The 25,011-nt window shown below is 69.6% G+C and carries 21 protein-coding genes; 12 read left to right on the top strand and 9 right to left on the bottom strand.

The genetic code is table 11. The features are described from left to right. Positions 1-298: 298 nt before the first annotated feature. The 5 genes from ABZU43_RS00105 to ABZU43_RS00085 all read left to right on the top strand — a co-directional run bounded on the left by ABZU43_RS00105 (position 299) and on the right by ABZU43_RS00085 (position 6,462). Positions 299-580, top strand: coding sequence for a hypothetical protein (locus ABZU43_RS00105; RefSeq protein WP_355004420.1), 282 nt, complete (start codon positions 299-301; stop codon positions 578-580). 358 nt (positions 581-938) lie between these two features. Continuing rightward, the gene (locus ABZU43_RS00100; RefSeq protein WP_355004419.1) at positions 939-2,054 is read left to right on the top strand and encodes a ricin-type beta-trefoil lectin domain protein; all 1,116 of its coding nucleotides are present in this window, start codon (positions 939-941) and stop codon (positions 2,052-2,054) included. A gap of 174 nt (positions 2,055-2,228) precedes the next feature. Further along, complete coding sequence (locus ABZU43_RS00095; protein ID WP_355004418.1) at positions 2,229-2,612, top strand: DUF3455 domain-containing protein; 384 nt, start codon at positions 2,229-2,231, stop codon at positions 2,610-2,612. Positions 2,613-2,780: 168 nt separating this feature from the next. Next, positions 2,781-4,391, top strand: a complete 1,611-nt coding sequence (locus ABZU43_RS00090) for a serine/threonine-protein kinase (RefSeq protein WP_355004417.1) — start codon at positions 2,781-2,783, stop codon at positions 4,389-4,391. 526 nt (positions 4,392-4,917) lie between these two features. Continuing rightward, a complete protein-coding gene (locus ABZU43_RS00085) occupies positions 4,918-6,462 on the top strand; it encodes a non-reducing end alpha-L-arabinofuranosidase family hydrolase (protein WP_355004416.1) in 1,545 nt (514 codons plus the stop codon). A gap of 94 nt (positions 6,463-6,556) precedes the next feature. Here ABZU43_RS00085 and ABZU43_RS00080 read toward each other — a convergent pair whose 3' ends face one another. Together ABZU43_RS00080 and ABZU43_RS00075 are read right to left on the bottom strand one after the other, a co-directional pair. Beyond that, positions 6,557-7,156 (bottom strand): methyltransferase domain-containing protein, encoded by a 600-nt coding sequence (locus ABZU43_RS00080; RefSeq protein WP_355004415.1) that lies wholly within the window; start codon positions 7,154-7,156, stop codon positions 6,557-6,559. Between the two features lie 172 nt (positions 7,157-7,328). After that, a complete protein-coding gene (locus tag ABZU43_RS00075; RefSeq protein WP_355004414.1) occupies positions 7,329-10,559 on the bottom strand; it encodes a S8 family serine peptidase in 3,231 nt (1,076 codons plus the stop codon). Between the two features lie 181 nt (positions 10,560-10,740). Between ABZU43_RS00075 and ABZU43_RS00070 the strand changes: the two genes are divergently transcribed. Then, positions 10,741-11,241 (top strand): sigma-70 family RNA polymerase sigma factor, encoded by a 501-nt coding sequence (locus ABZU43_RS00070; protein WP_091396991.1) that lies wholly within the window; start codon positions 10,741-10,743, stop codon positions 11,239-11,241. Then, complete coding sequence (locus ABZU43_RS00065) at positions 11,234-11,929, top strand: hypothetical protein (RefSeq protein WP_355004413.1); 696 nt, start codon at positions 11,234-11,236, stop codon at positions 11,927-11,929. Before ABZU43_RS00070 ends, ABZU43_RS00065 begins: the two co-directional genes overlap by 8 nt. Before the next feature lie 64 nt (positions 11,930-11,993). Here ABZU43_RS00065 and ABZU43_RS00060 read toward each other — a convergent pair whose 3' ends face one another. Then, positions 11,994-12,656: a hypothetical protein gene (locus ABZU43_RS00060; protein ID WP_355004412.1), complete on the bottom strand. Its 663-nt coding sequence runs from the start codon at positions 12,654-12,656 to the stop codon at positions 11,994-11,996. 340 nt (positions 12,657-12,996) lie between these two features. Here ABZU43_RS00060 and ABZU43_RS00055 point away from each other — a divergent pair, with 340 nt between their 5' ends. The 4 genes from ABZU43_RS00055 to ABZU43_RS00040 all read left to right on the top strand — a co-directional run bounded on the left by ABZU43_RS00055 (position 12,997) and on the right by ABZU43_RS00040 (position 18,474). Beyond that, positions 12,997-14,055, top strand: a complete 1,059-nt coding sequence (locus ABZU43_RS00055) for a HupE/UreJ family protein (RefSeq protein WP_355004411.1) — start codon at positions 12,997-12,999, stop codon at positions 14,053-14,055. A gap of 144 nt (positions 14,056-14,199) precedes the next feature. After that, positions 14,200-16,179 (top strand): metallophosphoesterase family protein, encoded by a 1,980-nt coding sequence (locus ABZU43_RS00050; RefSeq protein ID WP_355004410.1) that lies wholly within the window; start codon positions 14,200-14,202, stop codon positions 16,177-16,179. Between the two features lie 89 nt (positions 16,180-16,268). Further along, on the top strand, positions 16,269-17,336 hold the full coding sequence (locus ABZU43_RS00045; RefSeq protein ID WP_355004409.1) for a DUF916 domain-containing protein: 1,068 nt from the start codon (positions 16,269-16,271) through the stop codon (positions 17,334-17,336). Between the two features lie 166 nt (positions 17,337-17,502). Further along, complete coding sequence (locus ABZU43_RS00040; protein ID WP_355004408.1) at positions 17,503-18,474, top strand: NADP-dependent oxidoreductase; 972 nt, start codon at positions 17,503-17,505, stop codon at positions 18,472-18,474. Positions 18,475-18,478: 4 nt separating this feature from the next. On the opposite strand, the gene ABZU43_RS00035 is transcribed toward ABZU43_RS00040, so the two are convergent. The 6 genes from ABZU43_RS00035 to ABZU43_RS00010 all read right to left on the bottom strand — a co-directional run bounded on the left by ABZU43_RS00035 (position 18,479) and on the right by ABZU43_RS00010 (position 23,877). Continuing rightward, complete coding sequence (locus tag ABZU43_RS00035) at positions 18,479-19,069, bottom strand: HAD-IA family hydrolase (RefSeq protein WP_355004407.1); 591 nt, start codon at positions 19,067-19,069, stop codon at positions 18,479-18,481. A gap of 16 nt (positions 19,070-19,085) precedes the next feature. Beyond that, positions 19,086-20,342 (bottom strand): sigma-70 family RNA polymerase sigma factor, encoded by a 1,257-nt coding sequence (locus ABZU43_RS00030; RefSeq protein ID WP_355004406.1) that lies wholly within the window; start codon positions 20,340-20,342, stop codon positions 19,086-19,088. A gap of 2 nt (positions 20,343-20,344) precedes the next feature. Then, positions 20,345-20,692, bottom strand: a complete 348-nt coding sequence (locus tag ABZU43_RS00025; RefSeq protein WP_355005149.1) for a YciI family protein — start codon at positions 20,690-20,692, stop codon at positions 20,345-20,347. Positions 20,693-20,778: 86 nt separating this feature from the next. Continuing rightward, the gene (locus ABZU43_RS00020) at positions 20,779-21,975 is read right to left on the bottom strand and encodes a low temperature requirement protein A (RefSeq protein ID WP_355004405.1); all 1,197 of its coding nucleotides are present in this window, start codon (positions 21,973-21,975) and stop codon (positions 20,779-20,781) included. Positions 21,976-22,078: 103 nt separating this feature from the next. After that, positions 22,079-23,137 carry a tryptophan--tRNA ligase gene (gene trpS / locus ABZU43_RS00015; RefSeq protein ID WP_355004404.1) on the bottom strand — a complete coding sequence of 353 codons (1,059 nt, stop codon included), beginning with the start codon at positions 23,135-23,137 and terminating at the stop codon, positions 22,079-22,081. Positions 23,138-23,406: 269 nt separating this feature from the next. After that, entirely contained in the window at positions 23,407-23,877 is a 471-nt protein-coding gene (locus tag ABZU43_RS00010) for a PRC-barrel domain-containing protein (protein ID WP_355004403.1), read from the bottom strand. Between the two features lie 168 nt (positions 23,878-24,045). Here ABZU43_RS00010 and ABZU43_RS00005 point away from each other — a divergent pair, with 168 nt between their 5' ends. After that, on the top strand, positions 24,046-24,300 hold the full coding sequence (locus ABZU43_RS00005) for a hypothetical protein (protein WP_355004402.1): 255 nt from the start codon (positions 24,046-24,048) through the stop codon (positions 24,298-24,300). Positions 24,301-25,011 lie beyond the last annotated feature (711 nt).

The raw sequence follows: 25,011 nt of genomic DNA, 5'->3' as shown, positions 1-25,011 counted from the left end.
GTCTACGCTGCTACATATCAAATCAGGGCAAAACTATATACATGCAGGTCACGGCAACTCCTTTGCGTTGACTACGGATCAGAAGGTTAGGGGTTCGAGTCCCTTCGGGCGCACCACTTGAGCAGGGAATATAGCCAATAGGCTATATTCCCTGCTTTCGTATGGGCGTACGTGTCGGACGCGGTTGTTCTGCTCGCCCCGTCGGCCTGGTCGGTCCGGGCGAGGAATCGTGACGCCCGGCGCGAGATGAGTACGCGTGCGCATGGCAGGCGCTGCCGCTGCGACCAGAATTCCCTCCATGCGAACGCGAATCATGATCGCTCTGGCCGCAGTCGGCCTGGGTGGGCTGATGGCCACCACCGGTTGCTCGTTCCGGGAGGACATCTGCGCTAGTGGTGAGTATCCGGCGATCGCGGTGGGCGGGCAGGGCGGCAGCGCCTGCTTCCCGGATGGGCAGGAGCCGACCCCGCCGTACGTCCGCTATCCGGAGGGCAAGATCCCGCAGCACGTCGACGATGAGTGGGACGTCTATTGGCGCAGCCACGGCATCGATGAAAACAACAACATCATCGATACCTGAACCGGATTGCCTATCTCGTACTACCCGACTGCCGGGGTGATCGAATGATCAGCCGAAGCAGTTGGGCACCGGCGGTGAGCTGGGGGTGCGGTTCGTGGGCCGGTTGCCGCTGATGGCGGTCTTCTGGTCCACGGTGACCCCAGCGGACATGATCCACTCGTCTTTCGTGAAGTCGCGGCATCTTTGGGGCGCGGTTGCTGGCGCTTGACGTGGGCCGGATCAGCGACAAGAATTTACAGGAATCGCTGTTAGCGTTAACAATCCGTCCCAGTGCTGCGGCGGCCTCGTCATGTCGATGCGGCGACTGTCGCGACGACCTGACCCCTCGGTCAGCACTGCCACTGCAGGGGAGAAATCCATGCGAACCAGGGCAAGATGGCTCGCGGCGACCGCCGCGCTCGGTGTCGTCCTCGCCGGGGTGCTGACCTCGACCGGCCCGGCCTACGCCGAATCCAACGGCGGGGTGCGGGTGATGCCTCTCGGCGACTCCATCACCGAGGGCACGCAGGTGCCGGGCGGGTACCGCATCGGGCTCTGGCAGCGCCTCGTCAACGGGCGGTACACAGTGGACTTCGTCGGGTCGCAGTTCAACGGGCCTGCCAGCCTGGGTGACCACGACCACCAGGGGCATCCCGGCTGGCGCATCGACCAGATCGACGCGAACATCGTCGGCTGGCTGAACACCCAGCGGCCGCAGACAGTTCTGCTGCACATCGGCACCAACGACATCCTGCAGAACTACAACGTGAGCACCGCGCCGAACCGGCTCTCCACCCTGATCGACCGGATCACCACCACAGCTCCCAACGCTGAGGTGTTCGTCGCGCAGATCATCCCGCTCTCCAACAGCAACCAGAATGCGGCGGCCCGCACCTTCAACGCGGCGATCCCGGGCATCGTGCAGAGCAAGGTGAACGCTGGCAAGCGGGTACGCCTGGTCGACATGTACAGCGCACTCACCACCGCCGACCTGATCGACGGTGTCCACCCCACGGCCGGCGGTTACGACAAGATGGCTGCCCGCTGGTACAGCGCGCTGCAGGCGGTGCCCGGCAGCATCGGCGACCCGGGAAGCGGCGGCGGGCAGCAGACCACTGCGATCGTGGGTGCCCTGTCCGGCCGCTGCGTCGACGTCCCCGGCTCTTCCACCACCAACGGCACCCAGGTGCAGTTGTGGGACTGTCACGGCCGCACCAACCAGCAGTGGACCTACACGAGCAGCAAGACGCTGACCGTGTACGGCAACAAGTGCCTCGACGCCGCCGGCTACGGCACCTCGCCGGGCACCCTGGTCACCATCTACGACTGCCACGGCGGAACGAACCAGCAGTGGAACGTCAACGCCAACGGCACCATCACCGGGGTGCAGTCCGGCCTCTGCCTCGACCCGTACAACGTGGGTACGGGCAACGGCACCAAGCTCGTCCTCTGGACCTGCACCGGCCAGGCCAACCAGCAGTGGAGCCGTCGATAGCTCGTACGGTCGCGGCGGGTGGTGGTCGGATCGCGGGCGATCCGACCACCGTCGCCTGCGCTGCCTCTTGGCCGTCGAGCGTCGAAGGCGCCAGGTGTCCGTGAGTGTGATCCGACCAGGCGCACCGCCTGCCGCAGACTCTGGTGTGCGGAGGGCAACGCCCGAACGACCGTGATGTCTGTGAGTCATATTGATGCCTCAGGGGCATCACGCTCGCCGTGGTCGGGGTCCTGGTACCCGGTGTCGATGGCGGTGCCCGCCCAGGTCCACCACGCGGCCAGCAGCCGGATGACGCTCTGTCCCAGTCCGCCCCAAGGGGCTTCGTGGCCAACGGCATCGACAGTTGCGCGAACACGGCGACGTAGAAGACGTCGAAGAATAGCTCCAGTAGCGTCGCTCGATCCGACGAGTGCCGGCGCCGGCATTCTCAGCAACGTCGCGTACGTCAGCCGTCTGCTGACGTCGGGCGGCGTCGCACCGGCCGGCGCCTGCACCGACGGCGCAACGGTGGCCGTGCCGTACGGCGCTGTCTACGTCTTCTGGGCCTCGAAGCGGTAGGGGGCCCAGCCGCGACGAGGCGGCAGCCCCGGTCGCGGCCGACTGACGGACGGCATCGACGGGATTCGGTGGGCGGACGATAGGCTGCGGCCGGCGTCGGAGTGACCTAGGGGGACGGGTGATGGGCGGATCGGTTCGCGCGGTGGTCGCGGTCTGCGGGCATCCGGCGTGAGCGGCGGGCTCCGTCTTGGTGACCCGGCACGCCTCGGTGGGTACGAGGTGCTCGACCGGCTCGGTGACGGGGGCATGGGCAGTGTCTTCCTGGCCCGTTCGCCGCAAGGGCGGCGGGTGGCGGTCAAGGTCGTCCGTGCGGACCTCTCGCACGACGAGGAGTTCCGGGGTCGGTTCCGTAGTGAGGTGAACCGCGCCCGCCAGGTTCCACCGTTCTGCACGGCCGAGGTTCTGGACGCCGACCCGGACCATGACCCGCCCTACCTGGTGGTGGAGTACGTCGAGGGCCCCAGTCTGGCCCAGGTGGTTCGGGAGCAGGGCCCGCTGGGAGGGGCGCACCTGCACGGCATCGCGGTCGGGGTGGCCACCGCGCTCACCGCCATCCACGGCGCCGGGGTGATCCACCGCGATCTCAAGCCGGCGAACGTCCTGGTCGCTCCGGGCGGGATCAAGGTCATCGACTTCGGCATCGCCCGAGCCTTCGAGGCGACGAGCCAGCACACCCGGACGAACCAGATGGTCGGGACCGTCTCGTACATGGCTCCGGAGCGGTTCGACACGGCTTCCGGCCGTCCGGCGGGCCCGGCCGCGGACATCTTCGCCTGGGGGGCCCTGGTCGCCTACGCCGCGACCGGCCGCAGCCCGTTCGGGGGCGACTCCCCTACCGCGACCGCGATGCGGATCCTCACTCAACCACCGGACCTGACCGGGCTCGGTGGGCCGTTGCGGGAGTTGGTCTCCCGCGCGTTGGAGAAGGACCCGGCTGCCCGGCCCACGTCCCGGGAGTTGCTCGACGGGTTGTTGACCGCGTCTCCGGTGGGTGCCGGCGAGCCGGCCCAACTCCTGGGCGCGACGCCGCCACGGGTGTCGCCCGCTGCCGGTGGTGATCAAGGCGCGCGGTCGACGACATCGGGTCCGGCCAAGGCCGGCCGCGCGGATCCACGCCGGCGCGGATGGCTCACCGCGTTTGGGGCGACCGCCGCGGTGGTCGCCGTGCTGGTGCCCGCATTCCTGTTCGGTCCGCAACTGTTGAGTGGGCAGTCCAAACAGGACCGGGCCGGCTCGACGCCGAGCGGTAGCCCGGCGACGACCGGGCCGGCGGCGACGCCGTCCACGCCCGCGTCGGGCAAGCCGTCCGCCTCACCGTCGGCCAGCGTGGACCCGGCCCAGGCCATGCTGGCCGGTCAGCGGCGAGTCCTGCTGCACGTGGTGGAGATCGACCGTGACCTGTCGCTGCCGTCTCACGGCGAGGTCGAGGTCGGCAAAGGAACCGGCAAGGATGCGCTCTTCGTACTCGTACCGGTCGGTGTCGACTACATGATCAAATCGGTCAACCCGGAGATCGCCCACCGACCGTGCCTCGGGGTCAAGGTCGATTCGGAAGGGTACTCGGCGCTGGTCGGAGCCGACTGTCGGCCCAGCAAGGCAACGTTGTTCACGTTGTACCGTGAGGGCAACGACGACAAGGGGCGCCCCGCCTACGGCATCGTCAACGACGAGCACGGCCCGGTGCAGTGGAGCCCGACCAAGAGCGAGATCTTCGTCGAGTTCCTCGGCGACGCCCCGCTGAACACGACGTTCAGCCTGGTCGATCGGGGCGCGGTCTGACTCCCGGGTCCCCTGGCCCCCGCGGACCGGCCCACCCGGTGGGCCTTGACTCGCATGGCGATCGGTCCTGACCGTCGCCGCGCCATCGCTCCTGCCGGTCGACCCGTCAGGCTGAATTCACTGGCACCGTCAGCGAGCCCTCGGCAATGGGCAGTTGTCGATGTTAACGCGCTCGCGAGGCCTCCTCAAGGGCCTGGCGGTGGTCCTGGCCGGGGAGCTGGGGCGATGCCTGCGGGAATGCGGTTCAAGTCGCCTCACCTCAAGATCCGCAGGTCGACAGCGGTAGATGTTCCCAGCACGTTACGTCTTGACGAACGGCATGTTATCGCTCACAGTCGATGCCTAAGGACGACGACACCTCGGCTTTCCGGGCAAGCCTTGCTTCGTCGACCTCGAATCAGGCGTGCGCTATTGCTTGCCGGCGTCTTGTTAACGCTAACTCTCTGACGCCGGCGTGCTCGGCCACGCGTCGCGGTACGCCCACCCTCGGGCAGGCCGTTCGGCTCTTGGTCACTGGAGGAGAATCATGTCTGCCCTCGATAGGTCTCCATCGATCGCCACGCCGTCGCGACGGCGACGTTGGTGGTTGCCCCGCCTTGTCGCCGCCAGCGCGGCGGCGCTGATGGTCGGTGGCGCCGCCGTAGCGGTGGTGTCGTCACCCGCCGCCGCGGCATCGGTCGACACGAACGCGTGGTACGTGTTGGTGAACCGCAACAGCGGCAAGGCCCTGGATGTCTACAACCTGGCCACGAATGACGGTGCCCGGATCACCCAGTGGGCCCGCAACAGCGGCAACCAGCAGCAGTGGCAGTTCGTCGACTCCGGTGGTGGCTACTACCGGGTGAAGTCGCGGCTCTCCGGCAAGGTGCTGGACGTCTCGGGCTTCTCGACCGCCAACGGTGGCAGCATCGTGCAGTGGAGTGACCTCAACGGCACCAACCAGCAGTTCCGGCTGGCCGACTCGGACAGCGGCTACGTCCGGTTGATCAACCGGAACAGCAACAAGGTGATGGAGGTGCAGGGCGCCTCGACCGCCGACGGTGGCAACATCGTGCAGTACGACGACTGGAACGGCAGCAACCAGCAGTGGCAGTTCGTCCGCGTCGGCGGTGGGACCGACCCCACCACGCCGCCGCCGACGACTCCGCCGCCGGGCGGCACGTGCGACCTTCCCTCGACGTACCGCTGGTCCTCCACCGGGGTGTTGGCGACCCCGAAGTCGGGCTGGGTGTCGCTGAAGGACTTCACCGTCGCCCCGTACAACGGCCAGCAGCTGGTCTACGCCACCACGCACGACTTCGGTAGCAGCTGGGGCTCGATGAACTTCAGCCTCTTCTCGAACTACTCGCAGATGGCCTCGGCCACCCAGAACACGATGAACTCCGGGACTGTCGCGCCGTCGCTGTTCTACTTCGCGCCGAAGAACATCTGGGTGCTCACCTACCAGTGGGGCGGCACGGCGTTCTCGTACCGGACCTCGACCAACCCCACCAACGCGAACGGCTGGTCCGCGGCGCAGCCGCTGTTCACCGGAAGCATCACCGGCTCCGGCACCGGCCCGATCGATCAGACGATCATCGGTGACAGCACGAACATGTACCTCTTCTTCGCCGGTGACAACGGCAAGATCTACCGGGCCAGCATGCCGATCGGGAACTTCCCGGGCAACTTCGGCAGCAGCTACACCACCATCATGAGCGACACCACGAACAACCTGTTCGAGGCGGTTCAGGTCTACAAGCTCCAGGGTCTGAACAAGTACCTCATGATCGTCGAGGCGATCGGCTCGACGGGCCGCTACTTCCGCTCGTTCACGGCCACCAGCCTGAACGGTTCGTGGACCCCGCAGGCCGCGTCCCAGAGCAACCCGTTCGCGGGCAAGGTCAACAGCGGTGCCACCTGGACCAACGACATCAGCCACGGTGAGCTGCTGCGCACCAACGCCGACCAGACGATGACCGTCGACGCCTGCAACCTGCAACTGCTCTACCAGGGGCGTTCCCCCAGCTCCGACGGCGTCGACTACGGCCTGCTGCCGTACCGGCCGGGTCTGCTGACCCTGCAGCGCTGACCCTGTCTGATCAAGCTCTACTGACCCGGAACGGGCGGGCTCGGCGTCACGCCGAGCCCGCCCGGCTCATGTCAACGCTGCGATCAGCCCAGGCTCACCGGATCGGTGTGCCGGTGACACAGGTGAGCACCTGACCCTGACCACGGGTGGCGCTCGACGTGGTCGTGGCGAAACCGTGGGTTTGGAGCAGTGCTTCGGTCGCGGTGAGGTTCGCGGTGGCGTGCGCTTCGGTGGGTCGCTCGCCGAAGACGTAGAGCCGTCCTCCCGGCGCCAGCAGGCTGCGTATCCGAGCGATCTGCTGCGCCGCCTCGCCCAACCAGAAGAGGCTGACGTTCACCGCGAAGATCTTGGTGAAGTGGCCGGTCGGCAGGTCGGCCGACTCGAACCCTGCTCGCCGGATCTCGGCCCTACCAGCGTCGATGTGGCCCAGGTTCCGTTCGGTCGCGAGCCGCACCATCGTCGCGGCGCGGTCGATGGCGACGATCCGTCCGGTGGTGAGTTGGCCGGCGACCAGCGAGACGGCTGCTCCCCGACCACAACCGATCTCCAGCACCTGGTCGTCGGGCGTGACGGCCATTGTCTGCACCGCCCAGCGCTGCCGACGGGCGGGCGTCACCCGACTCGGTTCGTTCGCCGCGGGCGTCGTGTCGCCGCTGGACCAACCCGGCTCGCGGGTCGACAGAGTGGACCTCACGACGTCACTCGCCGGTGCCTTCTGCTCACACCTCTGATTCCACCCTGTCAGCGGAGTCAGTGCACCGTGTCCTCGGTCACCGCGCCGGAACGACAGCCGCGACAAGCGATCAGTGCAGCTACTGAAGGTCCGGGGCGGCGGCTCCAGCCGCCACCCCGGACCGGGCAACGCGTCAGGCGATCCGGTAGGCCCGCTGGATCGTCTGGGTGACCGTGTTGCCGGCGGTGTCGGTGGCGGTCAGCCGCAGCGAGACGAAACCGGCCCGTCGTGGGTGACTGATCAGCGCGACGTTCCGGATCACCCGGAGGGCGACCCACGTCCGGCCGTCGTCGAACGACGCGGACACGCCGAGGGTGCGGTTCGGCGCTGCCTTCGAACCGGCCTGCCGGTCCAGCGCCACCGGGATCGTCATGATCCGGCCGGTCCGTGCCGTGTTGGTGTCGTCGAGCACGGGCGTCGGGCGGGCCGTGGTCAGAGGCAGGCGCTCCGGCGACGTGGTGTGCGCCGAGGTGAAGGTCCAGGCCACCGAGACCGACGTCGACAGGGTGTCCGGTGCGCCTCGGGTGGCGGTCGCCTCCAGCCGGTAGGTCGCCTTTCCGGCGGGCACCGCGAACTCGGCCCACGGGCTGTCCGAGGTGCCGATCTCCTTACCGTCGCGCAGCAGCCGGAACCGCACCGGCTGGTCGTCGCGGCTCGCGGGGCGACCGGTCGCGTCGCCGAACAGGGGCACCGACGCGATCGAGATGGTGTCGCCGTCGCGGCCCGCGTACCCCAGGGGTGACAGGGTCGGTGCCTGGGTCACGGAAGGCCCGAAGGGTGCCGCGTTCCAGGTCTGGCTGTACGTACGCCCCGACCTGAAGGTCGAATCCTGCGTCGTGAGGTTGTCCCCCTCGACGAACGTGGACGTCCAGACGATGCCGCCGTCGGTGTTGTAGTACTCGGTGCCCGTGAACGGCAGGTCGACAGGTGTGTTCGACCCGATCGGGCCCGAGCCTCCGGGAGCCGACGCGCGGTGGAAACGGGTGGCCGTCGCCGCCGTGGACTGGCTGCGGTAGGTCGTCCTGACCGTGGCGAGGTTCTTCGGTGACAGCTTCCTGGTCAGACCGGTGAACATGTCGCCCCTGCCGACGTACGCCAGGTCGTAGGTGTAGGGGCTGTTGCGGAAGGTGCCGTCCCTGCCCGGTCGGGCGAGCCCGACGCCCAGCGTCGAGGTGAACTCGGGTGCCGCGACGGCGGGCCCGAGCCGGCCGAAGAAGACGTCGGTGAGGGAGACTCCGCTGAGTTGGACGCCCGGGTAGCGCATGCCGTCGTCCCAGTTGGCGCTCACGTTGATCGAGATCGGCGCGGCGTCGTGCTGCGGCACTGTCAACGCGACGGGCTTGGCGTTGCGGGCGTCGACCGCCTCGGTGATCGGGCCGCGTACGTCCAGGACCGGCTGCGCGAGCAGTGTCGACACGGCACCCTCGTGGATGGTGCTGTACAACGCGTACCGCCCCTTGGGCAGCCGCAGGACGCCGCCGCCCGGTGTCGCGGGGAGGGTGCTGAACTCGCCGGTGGTCAGGTTCGCCGCCACTGTCGTGTACTCGGTGGCCGGTCTGCCGTCGCGTCCGGTGTGGTTGAGCCGTACGTCGTAGCTCTCGATCTCACGGTTCAACACGAAGGGCGTCCGTACCCGCAGGTCTCCGGCGCCGGTCGCGGTCAGCGCACCCTGGTAGACGCCGTCCGGGGCGTCCACGCGGGTGTCCACCGTGATCGTCGCCTCGGCCCGGCCACCGGCCGGCACCACCAGCGTGGCCGGGCTGACGGTGAGCATGCCGGCCGGGGCCGGAGCGATGGCCAGCGTCAGGGTCACCGGTGCGGTGCCCGTGTTGCGGTAGCCGACGACCTGGGTGATCCGGCTGTCGTCGGCGTGCGGCCAGCGCTGCACCGGAAAGTCGATGGCGGCGATGTCGGTGGCGACCGGTTGGGCGACCGCGCGTGCGATGTCCACCCGGCCGGCGCCCTGCTCGTAGATGGTGTCCTCGCCGGTCGGCTTGGCCGAGTCCATCAGGGCGGCCTTGAGCTGCGGCCCGGTCCAGTCCGGGTGCTGGCCGGCGAGAATCGCGGCGGTGCCGGCAACGTGCGGGGTCGCCATCGACGTACCCGACATGGTGGCGTAGTCGCCGCCGGGGGCGGCAGCCACGATGTCGACGCCCGGAGCGCTGATCTCGGGCTTGATGTGGTTGTCGCCGACGCGTGGGCCCCGGCTGGAGAAGTAGGCCCGCTGGTCGTCGGCGTCCACCGCGGCGACGGCGAGAGCGTCGTCGGCGGAGGCCGGCGAGGAGACCGACTTCGGCTTCCCCTCGTTGCCGGCCGCGACCACGAACAGGGTGCCGTACCGGTGGCTCAGCTCCTGGACGGCGGTCTCCAGCGGGTCGAGGCCGGGTGCGTCGTCGCCACCCACGCTCAGGTTGACCACCCGGGTCTGCGGCGCGAGCCACTGCATGCCGGTGATGATGTCCGAGTCCTGGCATTCGGTGGTGGCGCAGACCTTGCCGACGAGCAGCTTCGCCCCCGGCGCGACCCCGCGATACCTCCCGCCGGAGGCGGCGCCGCTACCGACGATGGTCGATGCCACGTGGGTGCCGTGGCCGACGGAGTCGCCGGGGTCGTTGCCGCCGGTGAAGTCCCGGACCTCGGCGAGGTGGCCGGCGAAGTCGGGGTGGCTGGCGTCGATCCCGGTGTCCAGCACGCCGACGGTGACGCCGGTGCCGTCGAAACCTGCCTGCCACGCCGCCGGGGCACCGATCTGCGGCACGCTGCGATCGAGGGAGACCTTGCGCTTGCCGTCCAGCCAGATGTGGGTGATTCCGGTGGTGAGGGTGCGCGCGGACGGCGTACCACTGGTCAGCGACGTCCAGAGCTTCACCCGGTCGTCAGGGTCCGCCCGGACCGCGAGCGCGTGCGCGGCCGGGAGATCGGCCCGCACACGGCCGGCACCCCCGGTGGTCGCGGTCCGTGCCCGCGCCGCCATGTTCTCGGGGTACGCGACCAGCAGCGGCAATTCGGCTGCCCGGTCGTCGTAGCCGAACTCGCCGAGCGTGCTGAGGTCGAACAGGCGTCGATCGAGCCGCCCGTCCCGCACCAGCGGCATCGCGTCCACCGGGATGACGTACTGGTGACCGTCCTCCCGGCTGCTCACGAACCGCATGCCGGCCCGACCCGGCCCGCGCTGGATCTGCGGACGCCCCGCCGTGTCCAGCGAAACCCGGTCACCGGTGATCAGGGTGAAGGTTCCGTGGGTGCCGGGGGCCGTGGCCGCCGGCGTCTCCTGCGCGTTCGCCGGTTGGGCGATCAGGCCCGCCGCAACCAGCGCGGTCGCGAGTACGCCGGCTGTCAGGGCGCGTCGTTGCCGTCGTCGCACATCGTCCTCTCCGCCACGGGCGTCTCCCGGGTCGGCACGATGACGCCTGACCAGGTCGTCAGGTTGATCACAGTGGTGTGACGCAGCCCACAATCGCGCCCCGCGCCGACGTGACCGGTCCACCCTTGCGAGTTCCATGCGGCGGTGACCAGGGGACGAGGCAGGGGAGGGCACCGGTCGGATGCGTGACGCCGAAGAGTTCGACGCCCTCTACGCGGCCTGTGCGGGTCGGGTCGTGGGTCACGTGTACGCGCTCACCGGCAACCGCGCCGAGGCCGAGGACGCCGTCGCCGAGGCGTTCATGCGGGCCTGGCAGCGGTGGGCGACGGTGCGGGAGACGGACAGTCCGGAGGCGTGGGTCCGCCGGGTGGCCTCCCGGATCGCGGTGAGCAGTTGGCGCAAGGCGTTCAACCGGGTACGCGCACACCGCCGGGCCGCTGTCGACCAGGGCGTGCCCGGACTGAACGAGGACCACGTCGCGCTGTTGCAGGCGCTGCAACGGCTGAGCGCCAACGAGCGCCGGGCCGTCGTGCTGCACCACCTCAACGACCTCAGCGTCGCGGAGGTGGCAGCCGAGATGCAGGCCCCCGTGGGAACCGTGAAGACGTACCTCGCCCGTGGTCGGAGAGCGATGGCCGGGTTGCTGACCGATGCGCACCAGGAGGAGACCTCCCATGGCTGATCCGCGCGACGATCTCACCGCGATCGTGGACGAGGTCCGGCGAGTCACCACCATGCCGGGGGCACAGACGTTGCGGCACCGCAGCGACCGGCGTCGGCGGCGTCGGACGGCCGTCGGCGCAGCGGGGCTGGCCGTGGTGGCCCTCGCCGCCGGCACCGCCCTGATGCAGGTGCGCGACACCGTCGAGACGCCCGGCGTCGGCCCGGCCACCCAGGCCGCGCCGCCAGTGGTCCCGTCCGCGACCGCCCCGGCGGGACCGCAGGAGATCCTCGCTGGCCGGCGGCAGGTCCAGATCGTGCTGCCCGGCATGCGCGGGGCCACGTTGGCGATCGACCGCGACGGCGATCAGGTTCGGGCCACCACCGAACAGGGCATCGACGATCGGGCGCTGTGGGTGCTGCGCCCCGAGGGCGACAGGTACCGGATCCTCCTGGCCGCCGGTGCCGAGGCGATCTGCATGACCGTCGTGCACGACGCCGCGCCGGGCAGCGTACGCGGGCGGGCGTGTGACGCCGCCGCCTCGACGCAGCTCTTCCGGATCGATCAGGTGCCGGACGGCAGCTACTCGGTCTTCCAGGGCAAGCGTTACGTCCAGGTGGTCGACGGCACCAACGCCCTGGTTCCTGACCTGCCTGAGGGCCTGACCACCACGTACGAGTTCCTGGATCGCGGCCCCGCCCCGCGCTGAACCCGCCTGCGCCGACGCGGGGCGAGCGTGCACGGGGCCGGATCGGGGACGGCCAGCCCGGCCGTCAGAGCCAGACCACGAGCCCGGTCAGGTCGTTGAGGACCGCGGCCACGCCCGCCCGGATGGCCGACGCGCACCGGTCCGCGGTGAACGAGTTCGGGTCGTACGTGGAGGACATCCCCAGCCCTTCGCCCCGGAACGACGCGCCGTCCCAGTCGACAGCCGTGACGTTGTGGGTGGGCTCGGCGAGTTCCGCGCCGACCACGAGGAACTTCTCGTCCAGGTGGTTCGGGGTGACCAGCGCGAGCCCGTCGATGAGGTCGTTGCCCGCGCTGACGATGAGGTCCGGGCCCATCTCCATCGCCTTGGCGATGCTGGGAACGGTTTCGTGCGCACTGCCGACGTCGATGGTCCTCAGGTCGACGTGCTCGTCGTCGGCCCACTCCTCGACCGCCGTCACGAGGGCCTTGGTCGGGTTGTCCGCACCGCTGGTCAGCAGGACGACCCGGTAGTCCTTCGGCGGGTGGACGTCGGCCCACGAGCCGGGCCGCGGGGTGATCGTCGCCTCCGGCGCGGGTTTCGTGGAGGGGTCGACGAACCCCGGGCCGAGAGTGCCGAGGGCGCTGGGCGCCGGACGTGGCTCGGACCAGTCGGCGCTGGAGTTGCAGGCGGAGACCAGCGCGGCGGTCGCGGCCAGCATGGCGACGGCCCGAAGCGGGGGGCGCAAGGTGATCGTCCTCCGGGTGGTGGCGGAAAGTGCGCGTACTTCTTCGTATTCCTATCTCAATTCCGTTCACCGGTGATCCGTGGGCGGTCGTTCGGGGAAGTTGTTCTCCGGCGGTTTGTCGGTGCGCGGGTTGGCGTTCACCCGCGACATGCAACGTGCACTGGCCAACCGAGGGAGTCGAATGTCAGGCCGCATCCGCCGTACCGTTATCGTCGCCGCTGTCGGATTCGCCGCAGCGGTGGTTCCGTTTCTGGGCGCCGAACCGGCGTCCGCGCACGGTTTCTCGTCGACTGTGTACGCGAAAATTGCAGCGGGAGATGAGGGTCACATTCGGACCGGTGTGGAGCTCGAATACGACCTCCTCGTCGCGTCCGCCGCGGATGCCGGCGACGACGACCCGCTCTTCCAGGCGGGAACCGCCGCGTTCGAGACGGGCGACACGGCCGCCCAGGCCGCCGCGCTGAAGGGTCACGCGCCGGCGGTTCTCCGGTACGTCTCCGACCGGTTCGCTGTGACTTCCCGGGGTGCGGACTGCCGGCCTGCCCAGGTGGGTGACGCGACGATCGGCGAGCGCGAGGGCGTGCCGTACGCCGATCTGCTGCTCGACTGGACCTGCCCGGAGCGGGTCGACGAGCACGTGGTGCGCAGCGGCCTCTTCCCGGACGGTGAGGGCTACGTCAAGGGCACGAAGACGATCGTCACGTACGAGATCGACGGCCGCTCGGGCAGTGCCGCGCTCGACGCCGCCAACCCGTCCTTCTCGACGGCGCAGACCTGGTACGAGCGGTTCGGCGAGTTCTTCCTCCTGGGCGCCGAGCATCTGCTGACCGGGATCGACCACATCCTGTTCCTGCTGGCGCTCATCGCCGGGTCCCGGCGGCTTCGGGAGATCGTGCTCGCGGCCACCAGCTTCACGCTGGCGCACTCGGTGACGTTCATGCTCGCCGCGCTCGGCCTGGTCGAGGTGCCGGCGGTGATCGTGGAGCCGATCATCGCGCTGTCGATCGCCGTCGTCGCCGGTTGGCACCTGTGGGGGATCTGGCGGCGTGGTGAGCACGCGGCTGACCTGGAGACGGCCGGGCGCGGTCACTTCAGCCTGGATCGGGCCGGCTGGATCCGCCTCGGCGTGGTGTTCTGCTTCGGCCTCGTGCACGGCCTCGGCTTCGCGGGCGCCCTGGGTATCGACGAGGCGTGGTCGTGGACCCTGTTGTGGTCGCTGCTGGTGTTCAACGTCGGCATCGAGGTCGTTCAGTTGACAATTATCGCTGTCGTCTTCCCGCTGCTGTTCGTGCTGCGCCGTCGTGCGCCGAAAGCCGGCCTCTGGGTGACCGGAGTCGTTTCTGCGGGCGTGTCCATTATGGGGTTGATCTGGTTTGTGCAGCGCGTTTCTGGATCATGAGCAGGGCTAAGTAGTTCGTGAAGTGCAGTCTTTCGCAAGATCACGTTCATGATCGGTTCATCGGACGGCGAAAGGGTGGAATTGCTTCCCCAGCGTCGGGTGAAGGCACAATCCATTTCTCTATTTGAAAAGGGAACAATGTCGATGACATTGAGCACCTCGACACGGGCCTCCGCGCTCGTGCGGCGGCGCCTGGTCGCCGGGGTCGCAGCCGGGTTCCTCGGTCTGGGCGCGGCCCTCGGCAGTGGCCTGATGGCCACCGCGAGCGCGGCCGAGTCCACCACGATCAGCAGCGTGATCCTCGGCGTCGGCGCCAACGAGACCCAGCGCATCGTGACCTGGTACTCCTCGGCCGACACCGCGCAGAAGATCCAGCTCGCCCCGACCGCCGAGATCGTCAACGGCGAGTTCCCGGCCGGCGCGGTCAGCTTCGACGCCGTCGGCGCGGCGAACACCTCCACCACCGGGTTCAACCGGCACGCCACGATCAGCAACCTGCGTGAGAAGACGGCGTACTCGTACCGGGTCGGCGCCGAGGGCAGCTGGTCCCCGACGTACGCCTTCAAGACGCAGGACTTCGAGGGCGACTACGACTTCCTCTTCTTCGGTGACCCGCAGATCGGCTCGTCCGGCGACCGGCTCAAGGACCAGGCCGGCTGGGAGGACACCCTGAAGGTCGCCACCGCGGCCAACCCGAACGCGGAACTGCTGGTCTCCGGCGGCGACCACGTCGAGTCCGCCAACGACGAGGGTCAGTGGACCTCGTTCATGGCCCCCGACCAGCTGCGTCAGTACCCCGTGGTCGCCACCATCGGTAACCACGACGTCGGCGGCAAGTCCTACGAGCAGCACCACTTCACCCCGAACACCGACCGCACGGCCCCGTACTACGACAACGGGAACCCGGCGGGCACCAAGTCCGGTGGTGACTACTGGTTCGTCTACAAGGACGTGCTGTTCATCGACATCAACAGCAACAGCTACAAGCTGCCGACCGACGGCAGCAACGCCGGCGACGCCGCGCACGTCTCGTACATCACCGACGTGGTGAACAAGCACGGCTCCGAGGCCAAGTGGAAGGTGCTGGTCTACCACCACTCCATCTACTCGCCGGCCAGCCACGCGACGGACACCGACAACAAGCAGCGCCGGGAAGACTTCACCACGGCCTTCTCGAACCTCGGCATCGACATGGTGCTCCAGGGTCACGACCACAGCTACTCGCGCAGCTACTCCATCAAGAACGGCCAGAAGGAGAACCCGGCCGAGAAGCCGGGTGCCGCCGATGTCTTCCCCGGCCCGGGCGGCGTCATCTACGTGACCGCCAACTCGGCCTCCGGCTCGAAGTACTACGACATCAAGAAGCCGGACGCCACCGGCACCGGCATCAAGGGCAACGGTCCGGACCCGCTGGACCCGGACAAGTACTGGTACAACTCGGTGCAGAACCAGGAGCACGTCCGCAGCTACGTCAAGGTGCAGGTGCGCGGCGACAAGCTGGTCCTGGCGAACGTGCGCAGCGGCACCTGCGCGGCACCGAACGCGTCGGTCGAGGCCGGCCTCTCCTGCGTCAACACCCCCGAGGGTCAGCCGGTCGGCTCGATCGTCGACAACGTGACGGTGCACCCGTTCCACGGTGACGGTCAGGCCATCCAGGTCAACGTGCCGAACCCGGCCCCGGGCGAGTTCGGCTGGACGATCGACGGCTACAACGGTCTGGTCGACCTGGGCACCGCGCAGGAGCGCAACGGCACCTACTTCCAGGCCAACGGCAAGATCAACCCGATCCTCGTGTCGGACAGCCGCCGGTCGCTCGCCCCGTGGTCGATCTCGGCCAACGTCGGCGACTTCTCCGACGCCGACAAGAAGTTCTCCGGCTCCTACCTCGGCTGGAACCCGTACGTGCTCGACGCCGGCGCGGGTGCCGAGGCCGGTGCCCCGGTCCTGTCGTCGCTCGACGACCAGGGCAAGGGCCTCTCGGTCTCCAGCGCGCTCGCCGCGGCCGCGCAGGGTCACCCGCGTGGCGGCGCCAAGCTCGGCGCTGACCTGGATCTGAAGATCCCGGACAGCATCGCGAAGGGCAGCTACCGCACCACCCTCACGATCACTGCGCTGAGCAGCTGACCGAACGGATCCATGCGGCGGGGTAGGCACCTTCGGGGCCTACCCCGCCACCCATTGCACCCCTCCCAAGATCACCTCAAGGAACTGACATGTACCCGCCCGTAACGCGCTGGAAGACACGCCTCCGTACGACAGCACTGTCCCTGTTCGCCGTCGTCGCGGCCGTCGGTGTCGGTGCCGGTCCCGCCCTGGCGGCGGACGGTAACGTCGCCTGGACGGTCCGGACGGCCTCCAACGGCTACGGCGAGGCCAGGTCCAGCTACAGCTACAACGTCAACCCGGGCGGTGCCGTCGAGGACGCCATGGTCGTGGCCAACCGCGGCCCGGCGCCGCTCACCCTCACCGTGTACGCGGCCGACGGCTTCACCACCGACGCCGGCCAGCTCGACCTGCTCACCAGGGACAAGAAGTCGATCGCGATCGGCGCCTGGGTGAAGCCGAACGCCGGCAGCGTCGTGATCCAGCCCGGAAAGACCGCCCAGGTCCCCTTCACTGTCGACGTTCCGCAGAACGCCACGCCCGGGGACTACGTCGGCGGCATCCTCACCACGCTGACCCAGGCCGACCAGGCTGAGGGGATCAACGTCGACCGGCGCCTCGGCATCCGGATCAAGTTGCGGGTGGGCGGCGAGCTGAAGCCGAACCTCGCGATCGAGAACCTCCAGGTCACGTACGCCGGACCGACCAACCCGTTCAGCAAGGGTGACGCCACCATCACCTACCAGGTCCACAACGTCGGCAACGCGGCCCTGTCCGGGAAGCAGTCGGTGACCGTCTCGGGCCCGTTCGGCCTGCTGCGGGTACGGGCCGAGGATGTCGCCGCGCCGCCGGAGCTGCTTCCGGGTGAGAGCTGGGACGTGTCGGTGCCCGTACACGGGGTGGCTCCCGCCATCTCGCTGGCCGCTACAGCGACAGTGGCACCCCTGCTCACCGACGCCTCGGGCTCCACCACCTCGCTCAAGCCGGTCCAGGTCACCGCGCACGGCTGGGCCCTGCCCTGGATGCTGTTGCTGGTGCTCGTCGTGCTGATCGCCGTGCTCGTCGGGGCGTACGTGTACCGACGCCGCAACCGGGCGCAGAGCAAGGCGCGCGAGGACGCCCGCGTACGCGACGCCGTCGAGCAGGCGCTTCGGGGCCCGGAGCCGCAGACCTCCTGATCACGGCACCGGCCACCTCGGCTGGCGTCGGCCGGCGGCGGTTCTCGCCCGCTGGGCCAGGGCGTGGGCGTTCGTCCTTGTGGGTGAACGGCGCTCAGCTCCGGGCCACGCCTGTTCTCCAGCCGGCATGCTGCGACGGTGACGCCGGCACGGAGAGGGAATCCACATGGTTGACGGAGATCTGCCAGAGCGGATGCAGGCAGCGGCCTTCGACGAGTTCGGCGGGCCGGAGGTGATCACCCTGCGAAAGCTGCCGATCCCGCAGGTCGCCGACGACGAGGTGCTGATCAAGGTCTTGAGCGCCGGTGTCGGGGTGTGGGACGCGTACGAGCGGCAGGGCATGCTGGTGCCGGAGGGCTCGGCGCTCCCGATCGTGCCCGGCTCCGACGGCGCCGGAACCGTCGTCGCGGCCGGCAGCAAGGTGACCGGCCTGGCCGCGGGTGACCTGGTCTACGTCTCCGCCACCACGCGGCCGAAGGGCGGCCTCTACGCCGAGTACGCGTCGGTCAAGGCGGAGTACGTGGCGAAGGTGCCCGATGGTGTGCCCGCCCAGCACGCGGGTGCCATGCCCACCGACGCGCTGACCGCGCTGGCCGGGCTCGACGCGATCAGCCTGTCGGCCGGTGCCTGGCTGCTGATCTTCGGTGCGAGCGGCGGTCAGGGCCACCTGGCCGTGCAGTTGGCGAAGCGGCAGGGGCTGAACGTGATCGCGGTGGCGTCCGGGGCGGACGGCGTCGCGCTGGTCACCCGGCTCGGCGCCGACGTGTCCCTCGACGGCCACGGCGACATGACCGACGTGCTGGCCCGGATCCGGGACGCGGCGCCGGGCGGGGTGAACGCCATCCTGGCGATGGCCGGTGGCGCGACGCTGGACCAGCTCACCGAAGCGCTGGCCGACGGCGGGGTGGTCGCGTTCGCCCACGGGGTGCGGCCGGAGCCGCAGGAACGGCCGGGCGTCATGGTCCGCGCGTACGACGGCGAATCGAGCCCTCGACAGTTGCAACGCCTCAACGAACTCATCGAGGCGGGGCCGTTCGTGGTGCACGTCGCGGAGAAGTTCCCGCTGGGCAAGGTGCGCGACGCGCACCAGCGCCTACAGACGTCGTACGCCGGCAAGCTCCTGCTGACGGTGGCCTGAGACGTCAGGGCGTGCGCTGTTGCGGCACGCGTACCGACGCCATGCCGGCCGCCGTCGCGGCCTGGATGCCCAGGTCGGTGTCCTCGAAGACCAGGCAGGACTCCGGGGGTACGCCGAGCTGCTCCGCCGCGAGCAGGAACGCCTCCGGGTCGGGCTTGGCCCGGGTGTAGTCGTCGGCGCAGACCAGCACGTCGAACCGGTCCAGCAGACCGAGCGCGTCCAGGGAGGCGGTGACCGACGCGCGGGTGCTGCCGGAGACGACGGCGAACGGGACCCGCCGGTGCGCGTCGTGGATGTGCGCCAGCACCTCGGGCACGGCGGCGAGCTGCGGTAGCAACTCCTGGTAGTAGCTCTCCCGGCGCTCGACGACGGCCTCCACCGGCATGGTGAGACCCTGCTGCTCGTTCAGGGCGACGATGATGTCGGCGGTGGGCCGCCCACCCCAGGCGTAGAAGAGGTCCTCGGGGAACTCGCAGCCCCACTCCTCAAGGGCCCGCTGCCAGGCCAGGTAGTGCAGCGGCATCGAGTCGACGATGGTGCCGTCGCAGTCGAACAGGTACGCGGCGAACGGCCCGGGGGGCAGCGGCAGACTCACCCGGGAAGGGTACAGCTCACTCGTTCGTGACGGCTCTCAGCTGGCTGAGCAGGTACGCGCGCTCCGGTTCGGTGCCGACCAGCGTCAACGCGCTGCGGTACGCGGCCGCGGCCTCGTCGTACCGGCCGAGCCGGCGCAGCAGGGCGGCCCGCGCCGCCGGATAGGGGTGGTAGCCGCGCAGCCGAGGCTCGTCGGCCAACTCGTCGAGCAGCGCGAGCCCCGCCGCCGGCCCGTCCCGCATGGCGACCGCGGCGGCCCGGTTGAGCGCCACGATCGGTGAGGGCACCAGGCCGAGCAACACGTCGTAGAGGGCCACCACCTGCGGCCAGTCGGTGCTGGCCACGTCGGCGGCCTCGTCGTGCAGAGCGGCGATGGCGGCCTGCACGCCGTACGGGCCGGGCGCTCGGCCGGTCAGCGCGACCACCACCAGGCCCCGCCCCTCCTCGATCAGCTGACCGTCCCAGCGTCCACGGTCCTGGTCGTCGAGAAGGATCATGGTGCCGTCCGGTCCGGTACGCGCGTCCCGGCGGGCGTGGACCAGCAGCATCAGACCGAGCAGCCCGGCGACCTCCCGCTCGGCCGGCAGCAGCCGACGCAGGATCCGGCCCAGCCGGATGGCCTCCTCGGCCAGGTCGATCCGTTGCAGATCCGGGCCGGAGCTGGCCGCGTACCCCTCGGTGAAGACCGAGTACACGGCCTGGAGCACCGTGGGCAGACGACCGGGCAGCTCGTCGGGCCCCGGCACCCGGAACGGGATGCGCGCGTCGCGGATCTTCCGTTTGGCGCGGACGAGTCGCTGGGCCATGGTGGCCGGCGGCACCAGGAAGGCCCGCGCGACCTCGGTGGTCGTGAGGCCGGCCAGGAACCGCAGGGTGAGCGCGCCCCGATCCTGCGCGGCCAGCGCCGGGTGCGCACAGGTGAAGAAGAGCGCCAAGCGGTCGTCGGGCAGGTCGCGGTCCGCGTCGGCGGGCGGCGCGGGATCGGCCCGCTCGGCCTCCGCCTGCAGTACGGCGAGCCGGGTCGCCAACACCCGGTCGCGACGCAGCCGGTCCACTGCCCGACGCCGAGCCGTGGTGAGCAGCCAGGCGCCCGGCCGGCTCGGGACGCCGTCGGTCGGCCAGTGCGTCAGCGCCGCCTCGATGGCCTCGGAGGTGACCTCCTCGGCCAGGTCGAGGTCACCGAAGCGGCGCACGAGCGAGGCGAGCAGCCGGCCGCGTTCCTCCCGGAACACCGCCTCCACCGACGACCCGACGGCTGCCCCCTCACCCGGCACTGTCACACCTGCATGTCGATCTCGAAGATCGGACGGACCTGGACCGATCCGGTGCCGACGGCTCCGGGGCTGCGGGCCGCCCACTCCAGCGCGGCGTCGAGGTCCGGCACGTCGATGACGTCGTACCCGCCGAGCAGCTCCCGGGTCTCGGCGAACGGCCCGTCGGTGATCGTGCGCTCGCCGTCCGGGTTGACCTGCACGGTGGTGCAGGTGGTCAGGTCCTGCAGGGGATGCCCGGAGACCCAGACCCCGGCGTCCTTCATCTCCCGGTCGTAGCGGATCCAGTCCTCGAAGCTGCACCCGTTGTCGACGACCTCCCCGTCAACCATGGGGCTCATGAACAGCAGCATGTACTTCACGTTTCGGCTCCTCTCGGTGCGGCGGGTCGCCGTACAGCATGACGACGAACGCGGGACGGGGATATCGACACGGCGCATCAGCTCTTTCCTGGGCGTTCGTCGCGTCGGTCCATTCGTCGCTCGAACCAGGTCACCCCGATCAGGAGAGCGGTCAGCAGGGTGAGCGCCACCAGTGGCGGCAGGTACCGGCCGATCGGCAGCAGGGCCAGCGGCAGCAGCGCGGCGACGACCTGCGGCGGGTACACCACGCCGACGGTCAGCCGGCGGAAGACCAACCTGCTGAGCAGGTAGAGGGCGGCACCGCCGTGGAGCGCGGTCGCGGCCTCCCAGCCGAGCCGGCCGGGGTGCGCGGACTCCTCGGTGAGCTGGGCGATCACCTCCTCGATACCGAGCGCGACGTAGATGGCGCCGATGATCAGCGTGGAGTGCCCGAGGCCGTACGCGTCGCCGGCGACGCGGGCCCGTCGCTCATCCGGCACGGTGCCGACCGCCTCTCGGGCGGCGGACGCCAGCCGATCGAAGTAGAGCCACCACAGGCAGACCGTGCTGGTGAGGCCGAGCAGAGCGGCCAGTAGGGCGGGGCCGACCGGTGCCATCGCCCTCGGGCCTGCGCCGGCGGAGATCAGGGACTCACCCAGCGCGATGATGAGCACCAGGCCGAACCGCTCGCTGAAGTGGTCCACGCTGCGCAGTTGCCACGGCCGGAAGGTGGACGCGATCCGGGCGCCGCCGATGTTCAGCAGAAACGCGACCGTCCAGAGCGCCGTCTGGGCTGCACCGCCGAGCAGGGCACCGATGATCAGCGGCACCCAGCCCAGCACCACCGGCACTGTGAAGAACCGCAGCGTCGAGCGCAGTGGCGGGTTCGTCGCGCTCGCCCAGAACAGGATCACGAGCTGCACGGCCCGGCCGACCACGTAGGCCAGGGCGAGAGTCAGCGGCGCGTCGAACAGTTTCGGGCTCTGCTGCCAGGCGTCCGGCAACACCAGCGCGGCCACGAAGATCGCCGCCATCGCGACCAGGGTGACCGCGCGGACCGGGCCGACGTCCGGCCGCACCAGGTTTCCCACCCAGATGTACGGCGACCAGGAGTACAGCAGCAGGAGCAGGAGGAGCAGCCCCTGGGCCAGGGTGAGCGCGCCCGGGGAACCCGCCATGAACGTGATGACCCGGGTGAGCGCGAAGACGAAGACCAGGTCGAAGAAGATCTCGAACATCGTGGTCCGGTGCGTCAGCCCCGCCGGCACCGGACGAATGTCGAAAATCCTCCTCACCCTCGCATTCTGCGCCCTGGACCTGGCTGACGCCCGGATCCGCTGAGACCCCGACGGTGTCGCAGCGGACCCGGCGCCACGCCGCCTACCGGACGCCCCGGTCTCAGGTCGAGGCGTCCGTCCGACGTCGGCTCCGCTCAGCCCGCCGCCGCACCTGCTGGTACGCGCCGGTCAGCCCCATCGCCCGGCGTACCTCGAGCACCGTCTGGCGTACCTCCTGGCGGGTCCGTTCCGTACCCTCCACGATCAGTCGGTCGACCAGGCCCCGGTCGGCTTCGATCTCGGCCCGCCGCTGCCGGATCGGCGCCAGGAACCCCTCCAGCGCGACGATCAGCCGTTCCTTGACCTCCACGTCGCCCACCCGCCCGGCCCGGTAACGCCGGGCCAGGTCGGCCACCTCGTCGCGGTCCGGATTGAAAACCTCGTGGTACGCGAAGACCGGGTTCCCCTCCACAGTGCCCGGCACGTCGGCCCGCACCCGGTTCGGGTCGGTGTACATGCCGAGCACCTTGCGACGCACAGTCGCCGCGTCGTCGGAGAGCGCGATCGAGTTGCCCCGGCTCTTGCTCATCTTGGCGGCGCCATCGGTCCCCACCAGGCTCGGTGTGTCCGCCGGGATCAACTCCGGCACCGGGAAGACGGGGCCGTACAGGTGGTTGAACCGCCGGGCGATCTCCCTGGTCACCTCGACGTGTGCGGCGTTGTCCCGGCCGACCGGAACCACCTCCCCCTTCACGCAGAGGATGTCCGCGGCCTGGAGCACCGGATAACCCAGCAGCCCGTACGGCATCTCCTCCTTGCCGGCGTCGCGGGCCATGTCCTTGAGCGAGGGCACCCGTTCCAGCCGGGGGACTGTCACCAGGTTCTGGAGGAGGGTGTTGAGGTCGCCGACCTCGGGGATGGCCGACTGGAGGTAGAAGGTGGCCCGGTCCGGGTCGACGCCGGCGGCGAGGATGTCGGTCACCATCTCGCGGGCGTTGCCGGCGACCTGGTCGATGTCCTCGCGGCGGTTGCGGGTGGTGAGCATGTGCAGGTCGGCGATGATGAAGAAGCTCTCGTAGCGCCGGTGCAGCCGTACCCGGTTGGCGATGCTGCCGACGTAGTGGCCGAGGTGCAGACGGCCGGTGGGCCGGTCCCCGGTGAGCATTCGTGCGACGGACATGGTGGTGCCTCTCGTATCCGAAGGTGGGTCACGCGTGGGCGCGCGCCGAGCAGGGCTGGCTCAGCCCTGCTCGGTCAGCGGGATCGACTCAGCGAGTCGCCCGCCATCGCGCGCCGGCGCGAAACCGCAGACCACCGGCACGGAGGACGTTCAGAAGTTGCTCACGGCCATCGCCGGAGCTGGGCGGGATCTCGGACACGGCACCGAGGGAGCGGCCGTCGACCAGGTCGACCGCCTCGGATGCGCAGTTGCCCGTCCGGACCACGGCCTCAGATTACCCGCGGGATGGCGCCGGGAGGCGGAAGGTAGCTGTCGGCGTAGTAGGCGCCGACGCGTTCCCGGTACTCCTGGTCGGCGGCTGCCGGATCGAACGGTGGCGCGTCCTTGATCTGCTGGCGGGTCCGGTCGACGTGCACGACGCGCTCCTGGTGATCCACCCGGTCGACCGTTCCGGCCGGCAGCAACACCTTCTGGCCGAAGATCCAGGGCCCGGTGTCCACCACCAGGTGCCCGGCGTCCGCCTCGTCGCTCGTCTCGTCGATGGCGCCGATGCGCCCGTCGCTCGCCTGCACCTGATAACCCACCAGGTCGACGGGCGTACCCGGGCCGGGGGCGTCCGGGCCGTCGTGTCCACCCTCCTGACCCTCCGGAGGGGTGACCGAGGGGGTGGTCTGCGTGTACCCGCCGGCCAGGGCGGACGGATCACGCCAGGCCCAGGGGTTGAAGATCGAGGTTTGCATGGGGCACCTCCGAAGGACGGTCCTCAGCTGTCCCCCTTCGCAGTGCCCATCCCGCTGACGCCGGAAACAGCGGGCACTCGACGCGGGGGTGCTCCTGCCCGCGTGCGGCAGAGCGCCGCGTCCGCGTCGCCGGCCCGGTGAGCAGGTGCGCTGGCATACTCGGCTGCCATGGTGCTGTCGCGAGGGTGGAGTCTCTTCCTGGTCGGAGTCGGCGTCTGGACCTGGGTGATCTGGCCGAGGTTCGCGGTGGCCATCTGGCAGGACCCGCGGTCCTGGGCGTCCGGCACGGTGGCCGAGGGTGCGGCCACCAGCTTCCTGTGGGTGCACGCGCTGCTGATCGCTGCGTCCCTGGCGATCGGCACCACCGCCGGTGTTCTCGGCGTCCGGGCCTGGCTCGCCGCTCGGCGGCGGCAGCCGTCCTGATCGCCGCTTCCCGGCGGCCGTCCTGATCGCCGCCGCTCCTGCGGATCAGGCCGCGCGAGCCCCCCACTACGGATGGTCGCCGAGCCCCGGTTTCTGCGGAACGGGCCTGACCTGGGGAAACTCCTCAGACGAACGAATGTGACGCGCGCCGCTACCCGTGGATTTGACGATCAAACCCGCAGACGCGTAACTTTCTCTCTGCCAGCGCGGAACGGGGCAAACGGGACGAAAGTCCTAGAGCGCCGAAACGGGATGGCAAGCCGGGTCAAGCAGGGGTTCGCTCCTGGGAGACGCGGTCCGGGCGGGGCTCGCCGGATCGGCCGCGAGGCGGATTTGGTGCGGCGAAGCCGACCGGGTAAGGTTCACGACCGGCAGGGAACCGGGCGAGACTGCGGGAAACCGCAGCGGCCGGTCTGCCGAATCCGACGACCTGACGCAGCGGTTCGCTGCTGCGTGAGTGCGCCGGCGCTGACCCGTACGAAGCATGACAGACCGGGACACACGGTTTGACACGGCGAAGACGGTGAGGTAACGTAGTAAAAGTGCCCGGCGCGAGAGCGACGGGGACGCGGTACGAAAAGCCCCGGTTGGGGTTCCACTGAGGTGGGGCTTCTGGTCGGTGTGTGGTTGTTCTTTGAGAACTCAACAGGGTGCTTGTAAAGCCAGTGCCAATTATGATTTATACCCCGGACTGGTCAGTTTTTGCTGGCT

The organism is Micromonospora sp. NPDC005205, assembly GCF_040608275.1.
Taxonomy (GTDB): Bacteria; Actinomycetota; Actinomycetes; order Mycobacteriales; family Micromonosporaceae; genus Micromonospora.
This window is presented reverse-complemented; position numbering and strand designations above follow the sequence as displayed.